The 20,666-nt window shown below is 48.4% G+C and carries 16 protein-coding genes; 7 read left to right on the top strand and 9 right to left on the bottom strand.

What is annotated here, in order from left to right; genetic code table 11:
• Positions 1-9: 9 nt before the first annotated feature.
• The 3 genes from ACO08K_RS24140 to ACO08K_RS24150 form a co-directional block, all read right to left on the bottom strand.
• Entirely contained in the window at positions 10-2,277 is a 2,268-nt protein-coding gene (locus ACO08K_RS24140; protein WP_421799048.1) for an AAA family ATPase, read from the bottom strand.
• A gap of 128 nt (positions 2,278-2,405) precedes the next feature.
• On the bottom strand, positions 2,406-3,584 hold the full coding sequence (locus tag ACO08K_RS24145; protein ID WP_421799049.1) for a class I SAM-dependent rRNA methyltransferase: 1,179 nt from the start codon (positions 3,582-3,584) through the stop codon (positions 2,406-2,408).
• Between the two features lie 134 nt (positions 3,585-3,718).
• The gene (locus ACO08K_RS24150; RefSeq protein ID WP_421799050.1) at positions 3,719-4,222 is read right to left on the bottom strand and encodes a metallophosphoesterase family protein; all 504 of its coding nucleotides are present in this window, start codon (positions 4,220-4,222) and stop codon (positions 3,719-3,721) included.
• An 87-nt stretch (positions 4,223-4,309) separates the two neighbouring features.
• On the opposite strand from ACO08K_RS24150, the gene ACO08K_RS24155 reads away from it, so the two are divergent.
• A complete protein-coding gene (locus ACO08K_RS24155; protein ID WP_421799051.1) occupies positions 4,310-5,440 on the top strand; it encodes an FG-GAP repeat domain-containing protein in 1,131 nt (376 codons plus the stop codon).
• A 2-nt stretch (positions 5,441-5,442) separates the two neighbouring features.
• Here ACO08K_RS24155 and ACO08K_RS24160 read toward each other — a convergent pair whose 3' ends face one another.
• On the bottom strand, positions 5,443-6,726 hold the full coding sequence (locus ACO08K_RS24160) for a hypothetical protein (RefSeq protein WP_421799052.1): 1,284 nt from the start codon (positions 6,724-6,726) through the stop codon (positions 5,443-5,445).
• Positions 6,727-6,892: 166 nt separating this feature from the next.
• On the opposite strand from ACO08K_RS24160, the gene ACO08K_RS24165 reads away from it, so the two are divergent.
• The gene (locus ACO08K_RS24165) at positions 6,893-8,164 is read left to right on the top strand and encodes an NRAMP family divalent metal transporter (protein ID WP_421799053.1); all 1,272 of its coding nucleotides are present in this window, start codon (positions 6,893-6,895) and stop codon (positions 8,162-8,164) included.
• Between the two features lie 8 nt (positions 8,165-8,172).
• On the opposite strand, the gene ACO08K_RS24170 is transcribed toward ACO08K_RS24165, so the two are convergent.
• Positions 8,173-9,132, bottom strand: coding sequence for a zinc-binding dehydrogenase (locus ACO08K_RS24170; protein ID WP_421799054.1), 960 nt, complete (start codon positions 9,130-9,132; stop codon positions 8,173-8,175).
• Between the two features lie 107 nt (positions 9,133-9,239).
• Here ACO08K_RS24170 and ACO08K_RS24175 point away from each other — a divergent pair, with 107 nt between their 5' ends.
• The 4 genes from ACO08K_RS24175 to ACO08K_RS24190 all read left to right on the top strand — a co-directional run bounded on the left by ACO08K_RS24175 (position 9,240) and on the right by ACO08K_RS24190 (position 16,134).
• Positions 9,240-9,794 carry a Uma2 family endonuclease gene (locus ACO08K_RS24175; protein WP_421799055.1) on the top strand — a complete coding sequence of 185 codons (555 nt, stop codon included), beginning with the start codon at positions 9,240-9,242 and terminating at the stop codon, positions 9,792-9,794.
• A 46-nt stretch (positions 9,795-9,840) separates the two neighbouring features.
• Positions 9,841-10,908, top strand: coding sequence for a phosphotransferase family protein (locus ACO08K_RS24180; protein ID WP_421799056.1), 1,068 nt, complete (start codon positions 9,841-9,843; stop codon positions 10,906-10,908).
• A gap of 154 nt (positions 10,909-11,062) precedes the next feature.
• Positions 11,063-12,259 (top strand): acyl-CoA dehydrogenase family protein, encoded by a 1,197-nt coding sequence (locus tag ACO08K_RS24185; RefSeq protein ID WP_421799057.1) that lies wholly within the window; start codon positions 11,063-11,065, stop codon positions 12,257-12,259.
• Between the two features lie 47 nt (positions 12,260-12,306).
• Positions 12,307-16,134, top strand: a complete 3,828-nt coding sequence (locus ACO08K_RS24190) for a PVC-type heme-binding CxxCH protein (RefSeq protein WP_421799058.1) — start codon at positions 12,307-12,309, stop codon at positions 16,132-16,134.
• A 372-nt stretch (positions 16,135-16,506) separates the two neighbouring features.
• Here ACO08K_RS24190 and ACO08K_RS24195 read toward each other — a convergent pair whose 3' ends face one another.
• Positions 16,507-17,289, bottom strand: a complete 783-nt coding sequence (locus ACO08K_RS24195) for a TIGR02757 family protein (RefSeq protein WP_421799059.1) — start codon at positions 17,287-17,289, stop codon at positions 16,507-16,509.
• Complete coding sequence (locus ACO08K_RS24200) at positions 17,286-17,747, bottom strand: regulatory protein RecX (RefSeq protein WP_421799060.1); 462 nt, start codon at positions 17,745-17,747, stop codon at positions 17,286-17,288. Before ACO08K_RS24200 ends, ACO08K_RS24195 begins: the two co-directional genes overlap by 4 nt.
• A gap of 95 nt (positions 17,748-17,842) precedes the next feature.
• On the opposite strand from ACO08K_RS24200, the gene ACO08K_RS24205 reads away from it, so the two are divergent.
• Positions 17,843-18,667 carry a mechanosensitive ion channel family protein gene (locus tag ACO08K_RS24205; RefSeq protein WP_421799061.1) on the top strand — a complete coding sequence of 275 codons (825 nt, stop codon included), beginning with the start codon at positions 17,843-17,845 and terminating at the stop codon, positions 18,665-18,667.
• Positions 18,668-18,780: 113 nt separating this feature from the next.
• Here the strand turns inward: ACO08K_RS24205 and ACO08K_RS24210 are convergent, their stop codons facing one another.
• Positions 18,781-19,614: a TPR end-of-group domain-containing protein gene (locus ACO08K_RS24210; RefSeq protein ID WP_421799062.1), complete on the bottom strand. Its 834-nt coding sequence runs from the start codon at positions 19,612-19,614 to the stop codon at positions 18,781-18,783.
• A 148-nt stretch (positions 19,615-19,762) separates the two neighbouring features.
• Entirely contained in the window at positions 19,763-20,641 is an 879-nt protein-coding gene (locus tag ACO08K_RS24215; RefSeq protein WP_421799063.1) for an alpha/beta hydrolase, read from the bottom strand.
• Positions 20,642-20,666: the final 25 nt, after the last annotated feature.

Genomic DNA, 20,666 nt, shown 5'->3' on the forward strand with positions numbered 1-20,666 from the left:
TACTCACAATTAACCATTTATAACAATACCTCCATCGTAGTCTATCGACAAGGTGTGATTACTTTTCTCTGGGTTTTCCAGCAGCCAAAGGGCTAGCGGGCCGATGATGCCTTGTTCAATGGCCCTTTGCATCGGGCGGGCACCATACCGTTCATCAAAACCAATGGCAACCAGGTAATCAATCAGCCGTTCTGAAAAATTGAGCTGGATTTTTTTCTTGGTAAAACCTTCCCGTTTGCCTAATTCTCGCAATTCTCGTCGTGCTAGCTCCCGGATGCCATCCTTACTCAGTTCATCAAAGACAACCAGAGAGTCGATTCGGTTGACAAACTCCGGGCGAAAATGTTTCAGAATGGAAGAAAGGTAGCGATTTTCTGCACTGGTGGTATCCGAAAAAGACACATTACGTCGCCCCGAAGCCCCAAGGTTGGACGTCATGATGATGATGGTATTTTTAAAATGGGTGACTCGCCCAAATCCATCCACCAACATTCCATCATCCAGAACGGCGAGCAAGGCATCAAAAATCGCCGGGTCAGCTTTTTCAATTTCATCCAACAATAAAACCGAGAAAGGTTTTTCCCGCACTTCTTTGACCAATTGCCCTGGCTCCCGATCAGCACCGATCAAGCGGTCGATCTGAAAAGCATGCTGGTATTCACTCATGTCGATGCGAATGAGTGGCGTTTTTTGTTGGCCTTTGCCAAAAAAGTATTCTGCCAGGGTTTTGGCGCAGGCGGTTTTACCGACTCCGGTTGGTCCGGCAAAAATCAGCGTGGCAATGGGGCGTTGCGGATTGTTGATGCCCGCCTTGAAAATTTTGACCAGGCTGCACAGTTGCTCTACCGCCCGGGGTTGCCCAATGATGCGTTCGTTGAAAAACTGCAACAATTCTGATTCTTCCCACTCCAGATTATCGTTTAGCAACAGTTCGGGCAAGCCAGTTTGTTGGATAAAATGTTGGTTGACATCTTCCACGCTGATTTCCTCAGCGCGATTCAGCCGGGTTTCAGCCAAACATTTGCCTAAAAACTTGATGGCCTTGCCCGGAAAACTCTCATAAGGATAAAAGCGGGATAAAAGTCGATAGGAGAGGTCCAGGGCAGGTTTTCCAATGTTGATTTTATGTGCATGCTGGGCAAATTGGGCGTATTTGCCCAATACACTTTGTACCTCAAATTCGCCCATTTCATCCAGATGAATGAGGTGAAAAGCCTCCACAAAGCCAGGCATCAAACGGCGCATACTTTCCAGTTCCTGCGGCGTAGCCTCCCCAATCATTTGGACTTTCCCCTGGTTCAACACCGGGCGAAAAAAAGCAGCTACACTATCTTCTGGCCCGGACCCACCCGTCATCAACAAACGGACCATCGATACAATCCAGAGAATACTGTTGGTGCTGGCCGCTTCATCGATCAATTCCTCGCAAGTAGCCTGCCATTCTCCCAGGTATTTGGCACTATTGGTGATGCGTTGGGGCAAAATACGCCAAAAGTTGATTTTTAACTTGGCACTTTTTGCCTTGTTGGTCATTTTGCGGATGGCAGCCTGAAGTACCGCACTTTTCCCTGAACCCGGATTGCCAATGATCAGTACATTCGCTCGGGAACTGAGCACTTTATCAACCACTTGTTCCACAATTGTTTCTCGCTCCCAGGCTACATCCGGGGTTTGCCGATTCAGACGCCGGGTGGCTTTTAAGGGTGGATAAGCCTCACCCAGGCGGGCCAGGGTAGTTTGTTGGTTGCGGAAATTCCAATTGGACTTCCAGTAATAATTGTTGCGCGGATTCACTCGTAACTCAATGCTGGTTAATCCAGGTGTGCCATAGCGCATCAATTTGTATATTTCCTCTGGGGTAGAGCGATTCAGATTGCTGATGGCAACATAGTCAGTCAAGGCCTCAAAATGCTCTGGCGAATAATAGGTGAAATGTTCTTGGAAAACCGGCAAATAGCAGTGGTAAAAACCGGAATCCGATGGGCCAAATACGGCTGGAATGGGCACCAAAACATCCTTGGGCAAAGGGTACACTCCATTACTATCCCGCAAAGAAGGGCGGAACGAGATAGTAAAGACCTTTAACTTTGGGTCAGAGATTCGGATATCGGGGTAAGTTCCCGTTTTTTTATAGTCCCGCTGGAGTTGGTTCTGAAATTTCAACTTCAAGGTATCCACATTGGCCGCTATAGCCTGCTGTTCGGAGCCAACCAAAAGTCCCAGCACTGCTTGGTCGCTGATGGGGTAGTAAAGAATCGGATAGTGGAGTCGCTCCATAATATGGGTTTAGGGAAGTTGAGGGAGGTTGAGGAAGGTTTAGGCTTCCGCAGCGTATTTGACAAGGACATTTTCCAAGTCGCTTGCGGTAGCCTAAACCTTCTCAACCTTCCTCAACTCCTCAACTTCTATTCTACATACAATACCAACCCTTTCAAATATTCCCCTTCCGGGTGAAACAAATTGACGGGATGGTCCGGGCCTTGGCTCAATTGGTGCATCACGCGCACTTGTCGTCCTGCTTCCAGGGCCGCAGCCACAATGGTGTCGTAAAATAGCTGTTTGTTGACAACTTGAGAACAAGAAAAGGTAAAAAGTATACCGCCAGGTTTTATTTTTTCCATTGCCAGGGCATTCAGCCGTTTGTAACCCTGCACCGCGTTGTGACGCTTTTCGAGGTTTTTGGCAAAAGCAGGCGGGTCAACTACCATCAAATCATAGGTATTGGGCGTTTTGCGCAAGAAGTCAAGTACATCGGTGGTGTAGGAACGGTGCCGGCTATCGTCAAAACCATTGAGGGCTACGTTTTTTTCGGTCAACTCCATGGCTTTGGCCGACACATCGACGGATTCAACGGAATGGGCCCCTGCTTTTAGGGCGTAAATGGAAAATCCACCGGTGTAACAAAAAGTATTCAACACCGTCTTACCAGCGGCGTATTCAGCCAACAAACGGCGGTTTTCGCGCTGATCGAGGAAGAATCCGGTTTTTTGCCCGCCTTCCCAATCGATGGTAAACAGCGCACCGTATTCTTTGACAACGGTTTCAGCTCCGGTGCCGAACAAGTACCCATTTTGCATGGTTGTGGCGTACTCCTTGGGCAAACTTTCGGCACTTTTGTCGTAAACTGCCTTGAGCTTTGAGCCATACACATCCTGCAAAGCCTGGGCAATCATCGCCCGATCCCGGTGCATGCCAATTGAGTGGCACTGGATTACTGCTGCTTCTCCATAAACATCAATTACCAAACCTGGCAATCCATCACCTTCACCGTGGATCAAGCGGTAACAATTCAGCTGATCGCGATCCGTCAATTCTATGGCCTTGCGGTATTGGTAGGCGCGGTTGATTTTTTGCGTCCAAAAATTTTGATCGATGGTGGCAGGTTCAAAACTCAACAAGCGTACACAAATGCTGCCATCTTGATAATGCCCCATACCCAACAATTCCGACTTGTTGGAACGCACTTCTACCCATTCGCCATCTTCAATGGCCCCACTCTTACGCGCCACGGCCCCGGAAAATACCCAGGGATGAAAGCGGAGTACCGCCGCGTCGCGTTTGTCTTTGAGAAAAATTTGTTTCATAGGAGCAAAAGTAATGATGAGTGATGAATGATGAGTGATGAATTGTCGATTTGTTTTCAATGTCGAAAAACAGGTAAAGCATATGACTTCCCAATGTGGTAATAATTCATCACTCATTATATATCATTCAACACTCAAAGAGCTCCTCTCTTGCCGAGTTCCACCACCTGCAAATCCTTCGGTTTGCCATTGTCGATCGAAAAACGAATGATGGTGCGCATTTTGTGAAAACCTTCCTGGCCACAGGCACCCGGATTGATGTGCAATAAACCCAGTGCAGGGTCGGGCATAACTTTGAGGATGTGGGAATGGCCACAGATGAAGAGCCCAGGAGGGTCAGCACGCAAAATTTCCCGTACCCTTTGGTTGTATTTACCTGGGTAGCCGCCGATATGGGTCATCAGCACGTCCAGCCCTTCACAAGTAAAGCGCAAATCCTCAAGATAACGCAGTCGAATCTCCTTGTCGTCGATGTTGCCAAATACAGCGCGGAAAGGCCGAAAGGCTTCAAGGCGATCGGCAATGCGGGAATCCCCTATGTCGCCTGCATGCCAGATTTCATCACATTCGTCGAAGTAGTCGAAGATAGTTTCGTCGAGGTAGCTGTGGGTGTCGGAGAGTAGACCGATGCGGAGCATGTAAAAATTGTTTGTTGGGTGGAAGATACTGGGTTTGTTTGGAAATTGAAGTGTATTTTGTAGGATTAAACACAACACCTTACTCCAATGGCGCTATTTACACCATTCTTCTTTATCCTGCTTATGTTGGACATCGACACTCCACCCATTCAATTCCGCAAGCAAATGATTGCTGCCGAAAGTTTTGAATCAGTGGGTGTATTCGATGTCAATAATGATCAAAAGCCAGATCTTGTTTCCGGTGCTTTTTGGTACGAAGGCCCACTTTTTGTCAAAAGGCATGTGGTTGCCCAACCCCGGCGTTTTGGTGAATATTACGATGATTTTTCTACTGTTCCAATGGATGTAGATGGCGATGGTTGGGTTGATTTTATCACTGGAGGGTGGAACGACAACACGATCAACTGGCGCAAAAACCCTGGCAACGGGGACTCAGAATGGAAGGAGTATAAAATCGGTGAAACGGGTAATATCGAAACCACCCGGGCCTGGAATATTGACGGAGATGGCATTCTGGAAATTATACCCAACAATCCCGGCAAGCCTTTGCGTGTCTTTAAACTGATTGTGGATGCTGCTGGCAAAGGCAGCGGTAAATTCCAGGCTTATCAATTGTGGGAAACCCAGGGGCATGGCCTTGGCTTTGGAGACATCAATGGCGATGGTCGAAGTGACCTTGTCCTCAATACTGGCTGGTTGGAAGCGCCTAAAAATCCTTTTGTGGACAAGTGGACCTTTCACAAGGAGTTCAACATGCAATCTGCCAGCATCCCCGTTATTGTCACTGACGTTAATGGCGATGGGAAAAACGATTGTATTGCGGGCAAAGGGCATGACTATGGCCTGGATTGGTACGAACAAAAAATAGACCCCAATGGTAAACGCTCCTGGCTAAAACATCCAATCGATCCCTTTAATTCTCAATACCACACCATGGCCTGGGCCGACCTGGACAACGATGGCAAAAAAGAATTGATCACTGGCAAACGCTACCGGGCGCACAATGAAAAGGACCCAGGCTCGTTTGACCCGATTGGTTTGTATTATTTCCAATGGAATGGAGAATCGTTTTCCAAGCAAGTCATCAGTTATGGCCCATTCGGTGAAGGCAAAGGCACGGGCATCTATTTTGAAGTGGTAGACTTGCGCGGCACTGGCCGAAAGGACATCATTGTAGCCGGAAAAGATGGCTTGTACGTCTTTTTTAATGAGGGATAAATTTACAGTTTAAGCTCAAACGCGCCATTGCTGAAACGGGTATCCTTCACCGCACCCCCGCCGTTGAAGCGGTACTGCACCCCCACAATTCCCGTCGGATCATTTGGGAAAGTAAAGGAATGCGCCTTTTTGCCGTTGACGTAAAAGCTCATTTTTTTATCTTTGGTCACCACTTTTAGCGTATTCCACTCATTCAGATCACAACCAAAGCCCGATAAATCCGCGTGTTTACTTTCTGCCATGGCTCCGGCGGCGTATATGCGCAGATCACCTGCACAAGCTTTGTCAGCCAATGGAATGATGATGATGTCGTCCTTGCATTGAATGAGCACTTCTACAAACTGGCAGGCGTTGCTGCCGCCACTGTATGGGCTTTTAAGGGTGGTTTCAAAAATGAAATTGTCGTCCATCAAATCGCCCATATCCCTTTGATTGAACAAGCGAATCTTTGGAGGATCAGGTAGCAAAGGCAGGTTGTAAGCACGCAGAATTTGGGTGTCAATTTCCACGCTTTCCCCCTTGAGGATTTCACTTTTTTTGAAATAAATCGGCCTCTGTTCATTTTCCACCAGCCCCAGCCAGCCATCTGTCGAAATCTGGATATCGTGGGTTTTGACAATGGTTTGCCCAATGATCAACTTGCTGCGGAAAAAGCCAGGATAGTAGTACACCGCAGAATGGTGCTGCTGGTTTTTGGGCACCAGGGTTTTGCGGCGAATGTCCCAGGTTTGTACAATGAATACGGAATCGGTAGGTGAGGCACTGGCATCATAGGTGAATATCACCGAGTTGGGTACCCCCTTGCTTAGCACTTTATTGGCCTGAAAACTGTATTGATCCTGATTTACCTTAAAGTTGAAAAACTCGGGAACAAAAGCAGAGATGGCCAGCAATACCACCAATACCAAAGCGCCCATCAATACCCAATTGCGTTTTATTTTAAACCCACTAAAACGTGGTGTTTTCGGAGTGGCCTTAGAAGGCGCTACTGGTGTTTCTTCTTGCTCTGCAGGTAAACTTTGGGTAAATGATCGCCAATCTGTATGTCCTAGAAACTGGGCCAAGGTGTTCAATGTAGTGAGCGTCGGAGCGTGAGGATATTTAACCTTGCCCCACAATCGTTTTAGGGTGGTCACGCTGAGGTTGACCTGGGTTTTTTGCTCAATTTCCAGGCTCAATTTTTCAAAATCGTAGTTCACCCAGTGTTGGCTTGAACCCCAATTGAGCCTGCCTTCGAGCATTTGCAGGCATTGGGTAATGGCTTGTTTTTCCTTTGCGTCATTCATGTGTGCATACAGTCGGAGTGATTGGACACAAAGTTGTACAAAGCAATTTGAACTGTCAAATTATTTTTTGAGCAATTGGGTAGTAAAATCACCATGACAGCAACATAAAATACCTGGCTTGCTTCGCACTTTTGGTTAACTTTACCTTCTGTCAGTCAAAATCCAGATGAAGAGAAAAAATTCAATAAAAAGCAAACTACAGCGCTTTTGGAAACTATTGGGCCCGGGACTAATTTCCGGAGCAAGCGATGACGACCCTTCAGGAATTGCTACCTATTCCCAGGCAGGAGCCGCTTTTGGGCTTTCTACTTTGTGGACTTCCTTGATCGCATTTCCCCTAATGGCGGTTTTGCAACAAATGTGCGCCAGGATTGGCTTGATTACGGAACATGGCTTGGCTGGCAACATCAAATTGCACTACCCTAGGCCCATTTTATGGTTGATGCTACTCTTTAGTTTTCCCGCTATTGTAATGAATATTGGGGCAGACATTGCGGCCATGGGGGCGGTGGGTAATCTTTTATTCCCTTCCATCCCCACAACCTATTTCAGCGTTTTTTTTACCATTCTCCTCCTGATTTTGATCATTTATTTGCCTTATCAAAAAATTGCTTCTATTCTAAAATACCTCTGTTTGGTGCTACTGGTTTATTTGGTTGTTCCATTTTTGTACCATCAAGATTGGTTGGCGATTGCAAAAGCAACCTTTATCCCCAGCATCCAGTTCAACAAGGAATTCATCAGCATTCTGGTCGGTATCCTCGGTACTACCATTTCTCCATACCTGTTCTTTTGGCAGGCCTCGATGGAAGTTGAAGAGGTGAAGCACAAAAAACGCCACCTGATTGTGAATAAAAAGGTCATCCACGAGATGCAACAAGATGTCGATTTTGGGATGTCTTTTTCGGGAGTAGTCATGTTTTTTATCATCCTCACCACCGGTACCGTTTTGTATAAGGGGGGAATCAATCAAATTAACACAGTAGAGCAAGCCGCCTTGGCCTTGAAACCACTGGCCGGGAATTTGGCCTATTTGTTGTTTGCAATGGGGGTTATTGGCACAGGTTTATTGGCCGTTCCGGTATTGGGCGGATCCCTTTCTTATGCGATTTCTGAAACTTTTGGCTGGGAACAAGGCCTTGACAAAAAATTCCACGAAGCCAAGGCCTTTTACCTCGTTTTGGCTGTTTCTTTGCTCTTGGGTCTATCCTTGAACTACATTGGAATTTCGCCGATTCAAGGCTTGATTTATTCAGCTATTTTCTACGGAGCAACGGCACCAGTATTGATTGCCATTATCTTGCACATGTCAAACAACAAGGCCATTGTGGGCAAACACGTCAACACCAGAACCGAAAATATTCTTGGGTTTGCGAGCCTCATCATCATGACGCTTGCAACCATCGCTATGATTCTTTTTCAGGTTGGAATATGGTAAATCCTGGCCTAAATTGCCAGTACAATTTTGCCAAATTGTCCACCCACGTCCATGCGTTGGAAAGCTTGAGCACCATCTTGGAGCGTAAAAACCTGATCAACAACCGAATGGATTTGATGGCTTGCCACGAAATCCAATAGCGCAGCAAATTCCTCGGCGGTGCCCATCGTGCTACCCAGTACTTCCAGTTGTTTCCAGAACAAAATTTGTGGGCTGAAATTGGGCACCATCCCGATCGTTCCACCATACGAAACCACCCGGGCACCCGACTTGCACAATTTGAGGACGGTACCAAAACCTTCTCCACCGGCGCCATCAATCACAATATCAAAGCCTCCCGCCGCTTCCAGTTGTTTATTCCAATCGGGAGTTTTGTAATTTGCCCCGCCCGTAGCGCCCAAGCCAATAGCGCGTTCTATTTTTTCATCAGAACTGGAGTTGACCCACACTTCTGCCCCTACAGCCTTGGCAAATTGCAGGGCAAACAGGGCGACGCCTCCACCAATACCCGTAATCAAGACCTTGTCTCCAGCCTTGCAGCGTCCTTTGGTAAACAGGGCTCGGTAGGCCGTCAAACCAGCCAAGGGTAGCGCTGCCGCTTCCGGCCAAGTGAGGTGCGCTGGTTTTGGAAACACATGATTGGCAGGTACAGCAATCTTTTCTGCCAGAGTCCCATTGCGTGGCAGGCCCAGAATCTCAAAACTTTTGCCTTGAAAGCGTGGATCGTCTCCCCAATTGAGCGCAGGATAAATGACCACCTCTTTTCCATCACAAATACCCGCACCATCCGAACCTAAGATGATCGGAAAGCGGATATTCGAGTATTTGCCCTGGGTGACAAATACATCGCGGTGGTTGAGCGCCGCAGCTTTGATGTCTACAATAACTTCGCCCTCGGTAGGGATGGGATCGACAGCATCTTGGTAAATCGGGAGCGAGTTGGCTTCGGTAAGGACTAGTGCTTTCACGGTTTGGCGTTTTTATTTGGAAAACAAATCTTGTAGAACCTTGTTGTGCAGGCTTCCTCAAAAATGCTTATTTTTGTCGAAAGAAGCATAGGAAATACAAAAAACACATGGCAATTCAGGTTCAAAAACGCTTGTTCACGGTGGAAGAATACCACAAGATGGCGGAGGCCGGTATCTTGCCTGAGCGAGGTGTAGAATTAATCAATGGAGAAATTATTGAAATGAGTCCGATTGGAAGTAAACATGCCAAAATTGTCAAGAAACTGAATAATCTGCTTAACAAGCTATTAGGCGATCACTTCATCATTAGTGTGCAAGACCCGATTGTGGCCAGCGATTTGTCGGAGCCAGAACCCGATGTTGCAGTACTCAAACACCGCAGTGATTTTTACGAGAATGAATTGCCCAAAGGAGAGGATGTTTTATTAGCAATTGAGGTGGCAGATACCACCTTGAGTTATGACAGTAAGGTGAAATTACCCATCTACGCCGCGAGTGGTATCCCTGAATGTTGGATCATCAACCTAGCTAAAAAGGAAATTCAGGTGTATTGGGAAACAAATGGCGCGGACTATCGTTTTCGCGAAAAAGTTCAGCTTGAGGATACTATCCAGGCCAAAAATGTTCCATTAACCCTGACTTCAACAGAAATTTTTCATTAGGCACTGAAGAAATCTTCCTACTTTGTTAGCGAAAATCCGCTAAGCAATGACCAACATCAGACTGGATGCAGCCAGCGAACCCAGAGTAGGAGAGGAGCTCCCTTTGGATGCGCTTAATGCCTATTTGCAGGCACAAATCCCCCATTTTGGGCAAATTCAAAAAGTTGGCCAATTCGGAGGCGGGTATTCCAACCTAACCTATCTGCTACAAACCGAAAATCGTGCCTACGTCCTCCGCCGCCCACCTTTTGGTGCAAAAGACATTAAAAAGGGACACGATATGGCTCGGGAATACCAGATACTGAGCACTTTGAGCCAGGCTGGTTACCACAAAATTCCCCAAACCGTCCTTTGTTGTGAAGACGAAAGTATTCTCGGCTGTCCTTTTTACCTGATGGAAAAAGTGGAAGGGGTGATTTTGCGGGGAAAAATGGGCCATAAGCTGAGCATTCCCGCTGAACAAATGCGGCAATTGTCCTACTCATTGATCGATGCGCTGGTGGAATTGCACGGAATTGACATTGTCAAAACTGGCTTGATCCAAATTGGTAAACCCGAAGGGTACATCCAGCGCCAGGTGGAAGGCTGGAGCAAACGCTATGAAGCAGCCCAAACAGATGACATTCCCCAAATGCTTGAATTAGCAACCTGGTTGCAGCAACACTTACCCACCGAAGGCCGCCCCAGCCTCATCCACAACGACTTCAAATACGACAACGCCATTTTGCATCCAGACACTTTGGAAATTATAGCCCTGCTGGATTGGGAAATGAGCACGGTGGGCGATCCGCTGATGGACCTAGGCACCTGCTTGTCCTACTGGTGCGAGGCGAGTGATAGCGACTTTGAAAAGACCTTCAATGTTTCCTGGCTATCCGGGAATCTAACCCGTCAGGAAATTGCAGCGTACTACCAAGACAAGAGTGGCCGGGATACTTCAAATATCCTGTACTTCTACGTTTTTGGCTTGTTCAAAAACGCCGTAATCATGCAGCAGATTTATAGCCGCTACAAAAAGGGATACACCAAGGATGAGCGTTTTGCTATGCTGATTTGGGGGGTCCAGGAACTGTCTAAAAAGGCAGTCCACGCACTTGAACAAGGAAAATTATAAACAATCATTGATAAAACCCCCTAAGGTGCTTCTTCGATGCCTTAGGTTTCTTAGGTGGTAGAAAACCCAAAACCTGCGCAGCAGGTCAATATTTTACCACCTAAGAAACCTAAGAAACCGAAGAGGCACCTCAAGGATGCAGCTGCCCTACATTATGCTAACCGAACTCATCAAAACCGATAGCATCAAAAAGCTCCTCCCTGCCATCCAAACCTTCATGGCCGAGGAAGTATTCCCGTATGACCTGCAATGGCTCAAACAATCCTGGACAGATCTACAACCAACCCTGGATGCCCTTCGCGATAAAGTAAAAGCCAATGGATGGTGGCTGCCCTGCTTCGATCCCCATTACGGTGGAATGGGCCTGAGCTTGTTGGAGCACGCCTTTATCGCCGAAGCAGTGGGTGGTTCCCCCTTTGGTTATTACCTCTTCAACTGCCAGGCGCCCGATATTGGCAACATGGAATTGCTGCACCTAGCGGGTACTGCTGCTCAAAAAGAACAATTTTTGGCCCCGCTCGCGGCAGGGGAAACCCGCAGCTGTTTTGCCATGACTGAACCGGAATTTGCCGGCAGCAACCCCGTGCGTATGGGCACCACTGCAGTCCGGGAAGGCAATGAATACCTGATCAACGGCCACAAGTGGTTCACCACCTCCTTTGACGGTTCTACTTTCACTATTGTTATGGCAGTGACTGATCCGGAGGCAGCACCCCACCAAAGGGCGAGTATGATTCTGGTGCCAACGAATACACCTGGACTCCAATTCATCCGCAACATCTCCATCATGGGGCACCCTGGCTCCGGCTGGATGAGCCACTCGGAGATTCGTTTTGAAAACGTACGGGTGCCCATCGAAAACCTGATCGGTGCCGAAGGCAGTGGCTTCACGCTCGCACAAGCGCGCCTGGGCCCCGGTCGCATCCACCACTGCATGCGTTGGATGGGCATTTGTGAACGCGCCTTCGGACAAATGTGCCACTATGCCGCCACCCGCGAAATTGAAGATGGAGTGATGTTGGGGGAAAAACAAATGGTGCAACAGATGATTGCGGAAAGCCGCGCGGAAATTGACGCCGCCAAACTGATGGTACTGAGTACGGCCTTGCTGATGGAAAAAGCGGGCCAAAAAGCGGCAGCAGAACAAGTTTCGGCTATCAAGTTTTTTACGGCCAAGGTGTTGGGCGATGTGCTGGATCGAGCGATTCAGGTGCACGGCGGACTGGGAATTACCGATGATACCATTTTGGCTTTTTATTATCGGGAGGAACGGGCTGCACGAATTTACGATGGAACGGATGAGACGCATAAGGCTTCGCTAGCACGGAGAATTTTGAAGAAATACCGGTAATTGGTTACCAAATGCCCTCAATCATGTCTTTGCCAAAATCTGCAAATATGAAATCCAAACTCTACGCTTTCTCCCTTGCCATGCTCGGTTTAGCCTGGTTTGCCTTGATGCCTAAAATGCTTAAACCAAAGGGTACACCGACTGCCACTGAATTTCGCCTCGTCCAAGACGAAGCACTCGGCACCATATCCGTTTTTACGGCCAAAGGCAAAACGCCCGTTTTGACCCAAAATGCCAAAGCTGATTTTCGGCCTTTTTTACATCCCATCGTCGCACCAGATGGCAATGGTATCCTGACCGAATACAGCCCCGGCCACCACAAACACCAAACCGGAATTTATTGGGGTTTCACCCGGGTCAATGGGCGGGATTATTTTCACCACCCGGAAGGAGATTATTGGCGGCGGGTTTCCGCTGCGGTCATCAAAGCCAAAGGGCCCGAGGTGAAATGGGAAACTGTGTACGACCTGCTCGATGAAAAGGGCAATACGGTACTGACCGAAACCCAAACCTGGACCATGCGGGAGCAAGACGGCAAATACCTCCTGGATTTGGAATGGGCGGGTGAAGCCCAAACCGACGTCACGATTGGCAAGTACGATTACGGCGGCTTGTTTGTGCGCATGCCCTGGAAGGAGGGCATCAAAGGGGAAGTCATCAATGCCGCCCGCCAACGCAATGAAAAAGCCGAAGGTCAACGCGCTGGCTGGGTCGATGTAGGTATGCAAATTGAAGGGCGGAACGATTGGGCGCATATCGCCATTTTAGACCACCCCGAAAACAAAGGTTTTCCTCAAAACTGGCGGGTAGATGGGCAATTGGGCATCGGCCCGGCCCGCGCACGTACCGCCGATTGGCAAATCCCCAAAGGTAAAGTGGAAGTCATCAAATACCAATTGGTCGTTTATACTGGTACGCTCAATGATGTAACGATGAACAGCATTTGGAGTGCCTACAGTGGCCAGGACATGATGTATTCGCTGTGGGGAATTGCTCAGGCTGAAGGCCGCGACGCCAAGTTTTTGTCTCCTGAGGAAGCAGTTAAAGCAATGACCCTCAAAGAAGGTTTTAAAGCAAATACCTGGGCCTCAGAACCGATGATCACCCAGCCAATGGCTTTCTGCTGGGACGATCGTGGCCGACTTTGGATAGCCGAAAACCGCGACTACGAGTCGCGTGGCTATGGGTTTTCCAAAGCAGGCAATAGCCGCATTTTGATTCTCGAAGATACCGATCACGATGGCGTGGCCGATTCCAAAAAAGTATTTTTAGAAGGCATTGCTTTTCCTGCGGCCATCGCCGTGGGCTTCGATGGCCTGTTTTTGGGGGCACCACCCAACCTGCTTTTTGTACCCGACAAAAACCACGACGACCTGGCCGATATGGACAACATCGAAGTGCGCCTGACTGGCTGGGGCATCCGTGACCGACACGAAACCTTGAACAGTTTACATTGGGGGCCAGATGGCTGGTTGTATGGTTGCCAGGGTTTTGCAACGCCTTCCAAAGTGCGCAAGCCGACGGGCAAAGGCCGGATTTACAAGCACAACGACCCTTTTCCAGAAGACATCCTCAATGCAGAAGGCGTGGACATCAATGGTGGGGTGTGGCGCTACCATCCAACCAAGGACAAATTTGAAGTAGTCGCCCACGGCTTCAGCAATCCCTGGGGCATTGATTATGACGCTAAAGGGCAATTGTTCATCAGTGCCTGCGTCATCCCGCACATGTGGCACATCATCCCAGGGGGTGTTTACCATCGCCAGGGTGGGCAACATTTCAACCCTTATTTGTACAGCGACATTCGTACCATTGCGGAGCACAGTCACCGTTCGGCGCATGGGGGTGCCAGGGTGTATCAGTCCGATGCTTTTCCAGCAGAACATCGGGGGCGAATTTTTATGGCCAACATCCACGAGCACGCGGTTTTGTCGGATATTTTGGAGCCAAAAGGCTCCGGTTTTGTGGCCAAACACGGCGATGACCTGCTCCTGGCCAACAATGCCCAATGGGTAGGCTTTAGTATGGAGGTTGGCCCCGATGGTGGCGTGTACGTGCTGGATTGGCATGATGCTGATATTTGTGGCAAAGAGGTATTGAATGGCGAAACCGGGCGAGTGTTTAGAATCATGCCGACTACTTCCTTGGCCCAAAATTGGGAAGGACGCTACGGGGATTTGACCAAATTGTCGGATGTACAATTGGTGGAATTGCAAAAAAGCCCCAGCGATTGGCATTCCCGCCGGGCTAGGCTAATTTTGCAGGGCCGGGCGAGCAAAACGGCACTAGATAAAACGGCAGTCGCCAATCTGCAAAGCATTTTTCAAAGCCATCCAAATCAAAACTACCGGCTCCGTGCCCTATGGAGCTTGCATACCACAGGAAACCTGACTGCATCGGCACTACTCAATTCACTCAACGATGCCGACCCCTACATTCGCGCTTGGGCCATACAGTTCTTGTGTGAAGACAAAGCACCTTCCGCCGCGGCCCTGGACAAGTTTGTAGCCCTGGCCAAAGCAGACCCTTCACCCGTGGTGAGGCTTTATCTGGCTTCAGCCATGCAGCGCCTCGACAACGAATCCGCCTGGGAAATTGCCGAACAATTGGTCAAACACGGCGAAGACCAGGGCGACCACAATTTGCCCAAAATGATCTGGTTTGGCCTCGAACCACTGGTGAAAGCCAACCCCAATCGGGCACTGGCACTGGCTGCACAATCCGAAATCCCGCTCATCTCCAGGTATGTAGCACGGCGTATCGTTGATGCCAACGCACCCGAGCTCTTGGTCAGCGCCCTGGAAAAGAACCCCAAGCAGAAATTGAATCTGCTGGAAGGAATGCGCGACGGTCTGGAAGGTAGAACGGATTTGAAAGCGCCCGGCAATTGGGCGGCGCTGTACGCCAAATTGCGCCAGGCCAAAGGCACTACCCAAGACCTGGCCACTCAAATTGCCCAACGTTTTGGGGATACCGAAGCCAGCCAAAAGGCCTTGATTACCCTCAAAAATAAAAATGCGCCACTTGCACAACGGCAGCAGGCCTTGCAACTGATCGCCGCGCGCAAACGGCCTGAATTGTTGCCGGAAATCCCCACACTGCTCAATGAGGCAGGGTTGCGCCTGGACGTCATTCAAGCCATTGCCGATTACGACCAGGAATCACTGGCGAAATTGCTAATCAGCAAGTACCCGGATTTTAATGCTGCCGAAAAACAACAAGCGATTCAAACCCTTTCGTCGCGGCCCAAGTATGGTTGGCAATTGACGCAGGCCTTAAAAAGTGAGACCATTCCCAAGCGGGATGTGCCACCTTATGCTGCCCGGCAATTGTTGCGGGTGGTGGGAAGTGGCTTCATCGAGGTATGGGGCCCGATAGAGCAGGAACCTTCGCTGGAAAAGGCGTACTCCAAATACCAGCGCATGATCACCGAAAAAGCGCTGCTTTCGGCCAATGCGGCCAAAGGGGAACTGGTTTTTCAGGCAGTTTGTGGGTCTTGCCATAAAATGTACGGCAAAGGGGGCAACATCGGCCCCGACTTGACGGGTTCCAACCGCGCTAACCTGGATTACCTCCTGTTCAACGTCCTGAATCCCAGCGGAGAAATCCAGGATGATTACAAATTGGTGGTGCTGACTACCCGCGATGGGCGGACCTATTCGGGCAACGTGGTTTCTGAAAATGAACGGCAATTGACTTTCCGTACTGTAGGGCTGGAGGCAGTGGTGCTGGATAAATCGGCGATTCAATCGCGGGAGGTGATGCCGACTTCGCTGATGCCAGTGGGGCTGTTTGATCCGCTTTCGGAAAGTGAGGTGCTGGATTTGGTGCAATTTTTGCGGACGACGGAGCCGGTGAAGGGGGGGAAGAAGTAGGCTGAGGGAAGGGTGTATTTTGCGAGAGAATTTACGCTGCGCAATTTTGAGGCTTCGCCTCTTTTTGCAAAAAGCGGCATGATGGAAAACGGACGAAACGGATTGAACGGATTTAAACGGATTTTCCGCCTGCGGCGGGATTTTTCACCACGAAGACACTAAGGCACAAAGACATTAAGCGCTAAAATGTTGTGTCTTTGTGCCTTAGTGTCTTCGTGGTAAAAAAACTGGGATATAATAGCCATCGCATGTGGATGGGCGCTAAATACTTACAAATAAAGAAGGCATTTCCGAAGGCAAAAGCCAAAATCCGTTCAATCCGTTTCGTCTGTTTTCCATCCTGTCGCTTTTGGTTGAATTCAAAAATGCTGTTCAACGCCATTCCTTCCCCAACACCCCCATCCCAAACAGCGCAAAATCATATTTCACCGGATCCATTGGGTCAAAACCCCGCAAAACCTCACTCAATTCCAGCACCGCCTGCCAATCCGTTTGTTTTCGTTCCAAAAGCTCCAAATTCCGCGCTACCCGATCCACATGTACATCCAGGGGAATCAACAACTGGGAAGGGGAAATTTTATCCCAAATCCCAAAATCTACGCCCTTGTTGTCTTTGCGGACCATCCAGCGCAGAAACATGTTCAAACGCTTGCAGGTGGAGCCGCGCAGGGGAGTGGGAATGTGTTTGCGGGTGCGTTCAGGCGCATCAGGTAAATCAAAAAACAATACTTGAAAGCCTGCCAATGCGGACTCCGTATGCAGTGCAGTAGGGGAGAGCTGCCTTGCAAAAGCATCCTCCAGGGAATCGTGGTGCTTATAGTATTGCTGAAAAAATTCCAGAAAATAGAGGGTATCCGTGGCCTGGAAGGTGCGGTGTTTGAAGTCCAGAAAAACCCGACGGTCTTCTTCCTGGTGGTTGAGTATAAAATCATAGGGGGCACCATCCATCAGTTCCACCAGTTTATTGGCGTTATTAATGATGGTTTTGCGCTGACCCCAGGCCAACATGGCCGTCCAAAAGCCCATGATTTCGCGGTCTTGTTTGAGGCTGAATTGATGGGGGATGGAAATAGGGTCGGATTCAATAAAATCGGGGTGATTGTATTGGTCAACGGCGGCTTCCAGTAGCTGGTATAGGTCTTCGTGTAGGTTCATGCTTTTATGGTGCGCCAAATCAACTCTGATTCGTACCCTTTACGCATCGCGTATTGAGCCGTTTTCTGTTGGGCGGTAAAATGATCCTCTCCGCGCAGTTCTTCCAGTTTTTTGGTGATGACTTTTTCAAGGGTGGCGAGGTAGTCCTCCTCTTCAATTTCCTCCAAACCTTTGCGAATACAATAGTCAGAGACTCGGCGCATCTGGAGTTCCTGCTTTATGCGGTTGCGCCCCCAGGATTTGGTGCGAAATTTCCCCCGGGCATAAGCGCGGGCAAAGCGTTCCTCATTGAGGTAATTATCCGCAATCAGCTCCGCAATGATTTCTTCCAAAGTATCACCATACACGGAGATTTCGATGAGCTTTTGACGCACTTCACTGTGGCAACGCTCTTGAAAAGCACAGTAGCGTTGCATTTTTTGGAGCGCTACGTCTTTGCCAGGAAAAGGTTTTTGCAAAATTAAAGGTTTTTTAATGTGTAAATTTTCAGGCTTGGAATATCCGCCTTATTTTAGCAAAAGCTAAAACATGCTCAAAAAATCAAAATTTAAAAATGGAACCAACACAAGTTACGGAAAAGGCGAGCAAATTTATGGAATTCACTATGAATTTTGCCCCTAAATTAGCCGGTGCTCTTATCGTTTTGTTGATCGGACTTTGGATCTGCAATTGGATTGTAGCGATCATGAGCCGCCGGATGGAAAAGACCAAAGTTGATCAAAGTTTAAGACCTTTTTTGCTTAGTCTGGTGAGCGTTTTACTCAAAGTGATGGTGGTATTCAGCGCCGCCGGGATTGTGGGCATTCAAACTACTTCTTTTGTCGCGGTCTTGGGAGCTGCGGGATTGGCGGTTGGTCTGGCTTTGCAGGGTAGCTTGAGCAATTTCGCTTCTGGAGTATTGATTTTGTTGTTTCGGCCATATCGGGTTGGCGATTTGATCACTGCTCAAGGCTTCAACGGAGTAGTCAAAGAAATCCAAATTTTTACCACAATATTGACGACACCCGACAATCGGACCATTATCATTCCTAACTCTGCCATCACTAGCGGAGCGATTGAAAACCTGAGTTCTGCGGGTACCCGGGTTTTGGAAACGCTGGTTCCGATTGATCCCACTGAAGACATGGTCAAAGTGCGCAGAATTTTTGAAGAGGTGGCCAAACAATCGCCTGGCTATTTGGCGGAATTGCCGATTACGTCACCAGTCGTGGATTTGTCGCCAACAGCTACTACGCTGGGTTTTCGTTATAGTGTAGTGCCTGATTTATACCTGGATGCCCAGGCTTACGCCAAGGAAGCAGTGCGCAAGCGCTTCCAGGCAGAGGGCATTTCTGGTGAGCACGAGCCAGTGATGGAGGTGAAGTTGGTGCAGCAGTAATTCTTCGGTGATTCCTTTAGTGCCTTAGGTTCCTTAGGTGGTGAAATATTGACCTGCTACGCAGGTTTTGGATTTTTCACCACCTAAGGAACCTAAGGCACCAAAGAGGCACTTTAGGATAGTAGCTTACGTTTTTGCGCCACAAACTCCTCCTCAGTTATCAATCCCTTTTCTCGCAAATCGCCAAGATGGAGTACTTCGTCCAATACATCTTTAGGCGCTGCATTACTTTGAGTCTCCAGTAGATTAGGCTGTGGCTCCGGCAATTGTTTGATGATGCGGTATCCATTGGCTACAAAAGCCTCAAATTCGGGTTGCTTGCGTAGGAAAGCCAAGGCCTTATGCGACTGGATCTTGGATATGTCGCTGAAACCGTTTTCAATGGCTCTTTCCAAACTTTGGAGGGCCTGGCTAGTATTTTCGACCATGGAATAACTACAGGCCAAATTAAAATGGATACTCGGAGATGTGATATTGTCTTCTAGCGCTTTTACGAAAGATTCGATTGCTCCCTCAAAATCCATACTGCGGAATTGCTCAATTCCGATGCGTTTGAAAAAATCCTCCTTTTTGGTTTCTTTTTTCCCTGCCTTGAATGCGGGTGGTACTTTACTGCTCCTCAATGGTTTTTCCATCAAAGCAGCTGGATCAGCCTCACTTTCTGCTTCGTCGTAGTAGGTTTCACGCTGTGTTTGCTGCAGGCGCTTTTTGTTGTATTTTTCATCAAAATCCTCCTTGGGCATTACAAAGAAAAGGAGGGCGTCAACAAAACCCAAAACCATGGGGATGAGGAAGGCGGGCCCTTCACCATCAGCAGTGATCATGATGGTGATGAAGGAGAGCGCCATATACATCACGCCCTGCCACCAACGTTGCAAATAGAAGCGGTGGACGCCAAACATGCCTGCAAACAAGGCCAAAAATGCAGCTACAATTTTATTTTTCATACCAAACGGGTGAAGGCTAAAACCTAAATAGCCAGTCTAAACTAGTATCATTCAATGCTTGTAAAGTTAAGTTTTTTTCGATTGAACGAGAAAAAAGATTAGTCCAACTGGCGATTTGTATGGATGTTTGGATGAAAAATGAATATCGTCATGGTAGCAAACCCTGTAATTTTAGCCACTCCCCGAATCGCTCGTACCAGGTATCAGTAGGAATGCCTTGTTTACGCATGCCAAATCCATGGCCACCTTTTTCGTAGATGTGCAACTCGGCGGGTTGTTTGGCATCGAACCATTTTTTAAAAATATTGATGCTGTGTGGTACAAAGCCCAATTGGTCATCGCTGGCGACGGCTACAAAAATGGGTGTTTTGGCTTTAGGGACTTCCGAACCCAGAATGGCATTTTCATAAGCATAAATCGGGGCGACAAAGTTGGGGCGGCTTTCATCATTGGCCGTATACACCACCGACATGGTCAAGGTGCCTCCCGCCGAAAAGCCCATGAATCCAATGCGTTCAGGGTTAATGTTCATTTCTTTGGCGTGCTCCCGGACATACTTTACCGCAGCCTGGCCATCAGCAGTAGCTAGGGGGATTATTGGTGCATTTTCTTCATCCAGCTTTTTAAAATCACCCATTTTGCTCATCAATTCCCGGACTGGATCATCGGTAAAACTGCGGGCTACCCGGTATTTTAACACAAAAGCAGCTACACCCTTGCTGTTGAGCCACTTGGCGACATCCACACCTTCACTGTTGATGCTCAAGGTATGGAAGGCGCCACCGGGGGCTACGATGATGGCGGTGCCATTGGCATTTTGAGGATGGGGGAGGTAGGCGGTAATCGTAGGTTGTACCACGTTGTACACAACTTCCGAGTTGAACATGTTTTTGCTGCTCGTTTGTTCGCTCCAGGTCCAATTTTCGGAACCCTTGGGCTTGCCTTGGTAGAGTTGGATGACCTTTTGGGCATTCAAGCTTGCATTGGCTAATGTGCACAAGGAGAGGAGGATAAATGTTTTTTTCATGCTTGTGTCTGATTTGGTTAAGGTA

The organism is Haliscomenobacter sp., from assembly GCF_965225875.1.
GTDB lineage: Bacteria > Bacteroidota > Bacteroidia > Chitinophagales > Saprospiraceae > Haliscomenobacter.

What these genes read in the sequence shown, in the direction of transcription:
- ACO08K_RS24205 (WP_421799061.1), top strand. Translation starts at nt 17,843, where the DNA reads ATGGAACCAACACAAGTTACGGAAAAGGCGAGCAAATTTATGGAATTC.
- ACO08K_RS24165 (WP_421799053.1), top strand. Translation starts at nt 6,893, where the DNA reads ATGAAGAGAAAAAATTCAATAAAAAGCAAACTACAGCGCTTTTGGAAA.
- ACO08K_RS24150 (WP_421799050.1), bottom strand. Translation starts at nt 4,222, where the DNA reads ATGCTCCGCATCGGTCTACTCTCCGACACCCACAGCTACCTCGACGAA.
- ACO08K_RS24185 (WP_421799057.1), top strand. Translation starts at nt 11,063, where the DNA reads ATGCTAACCGAACTCATCAAAACCGATAGCATCAAAAAGCTCCTCCCT.
- ACO08K_RS24145 (WP_421799049.1), bottom strand. Translation starts at nt 3,584, where the DNA reads ATGAAACAAATTTTTCTCAAAGACAAACGCGACGCGGCGGTACTCCGC.
- ACO08K_RS24210 (WP_421799062.1), bottom strand. Translation starts at nt 19,614, where the DNA reads ATGAAAAATAAAATTGTAGCTGCATTTTTGGCCTTGTTTGCAGGCATG.
- ACO08K_RS24155 (WP_421799051.1), top strand. Translation starts at nt 4,310, where the DNA reads ATGGCGCTATTTACACCATTCTTCTTTATCCTGCTTATGTTGGACATC.
- ACO08K_RS24180 (WP_421799056.1), top strand. Translation starts at nt 9,841, where the DNA reads ATGACCAACATCAGACTGGATGCAGCCAGCGAACCCAGAGTAGGAGAG.
- ACO08K_RS24160 (WP_421799052.1), bottom strand. Translation starts at nt 6,726, where the DNA reads ATGAATGACGCAAAGGAAAAACAAGCCATTACCCAATGCCTGCAAATG.
- ACO08K_RS24195 (WP_421799059.1), bottom strand. Translation starts at nt 17,289, where the DNA reads ATGAACCTACACGAAGACCTATACCAGCTACTGGAAGCCGCCGTTGAC.
- ACO08K_RS24175 (WP_421799055.1), top strand. Translation starts at nt 9,240, where the DNA reads ATGGCAATTCAGGTTCAAAAACGCTTGTTCACGGTGGAAGAATACCAC.
- ACO08K_RS24190 (WP_421799058.1), top strand. Translation starts at nt 12,307, where the DNA reads ATGAAATCCAAACTCTACGCTTTCTCCCTTGCCATGCTCGGTTTAGCC.
- ACO08K_RS24215 (WP_421799063.1), bottom strand. Translation starts at nt 20,641, where the DNA reads ATGAAAAAAACATTTATCCTCCTCTCCTTGTGCACATTAGCCAATGCA.
- ACO08K_RS24140 (WP_421799048.1), bottom strand. Translation starts at nt 2,277, where the DNA reads ATGGAGCGACTCCACTATCCGATTCTTTACTACCCCATCAGCGACCAA.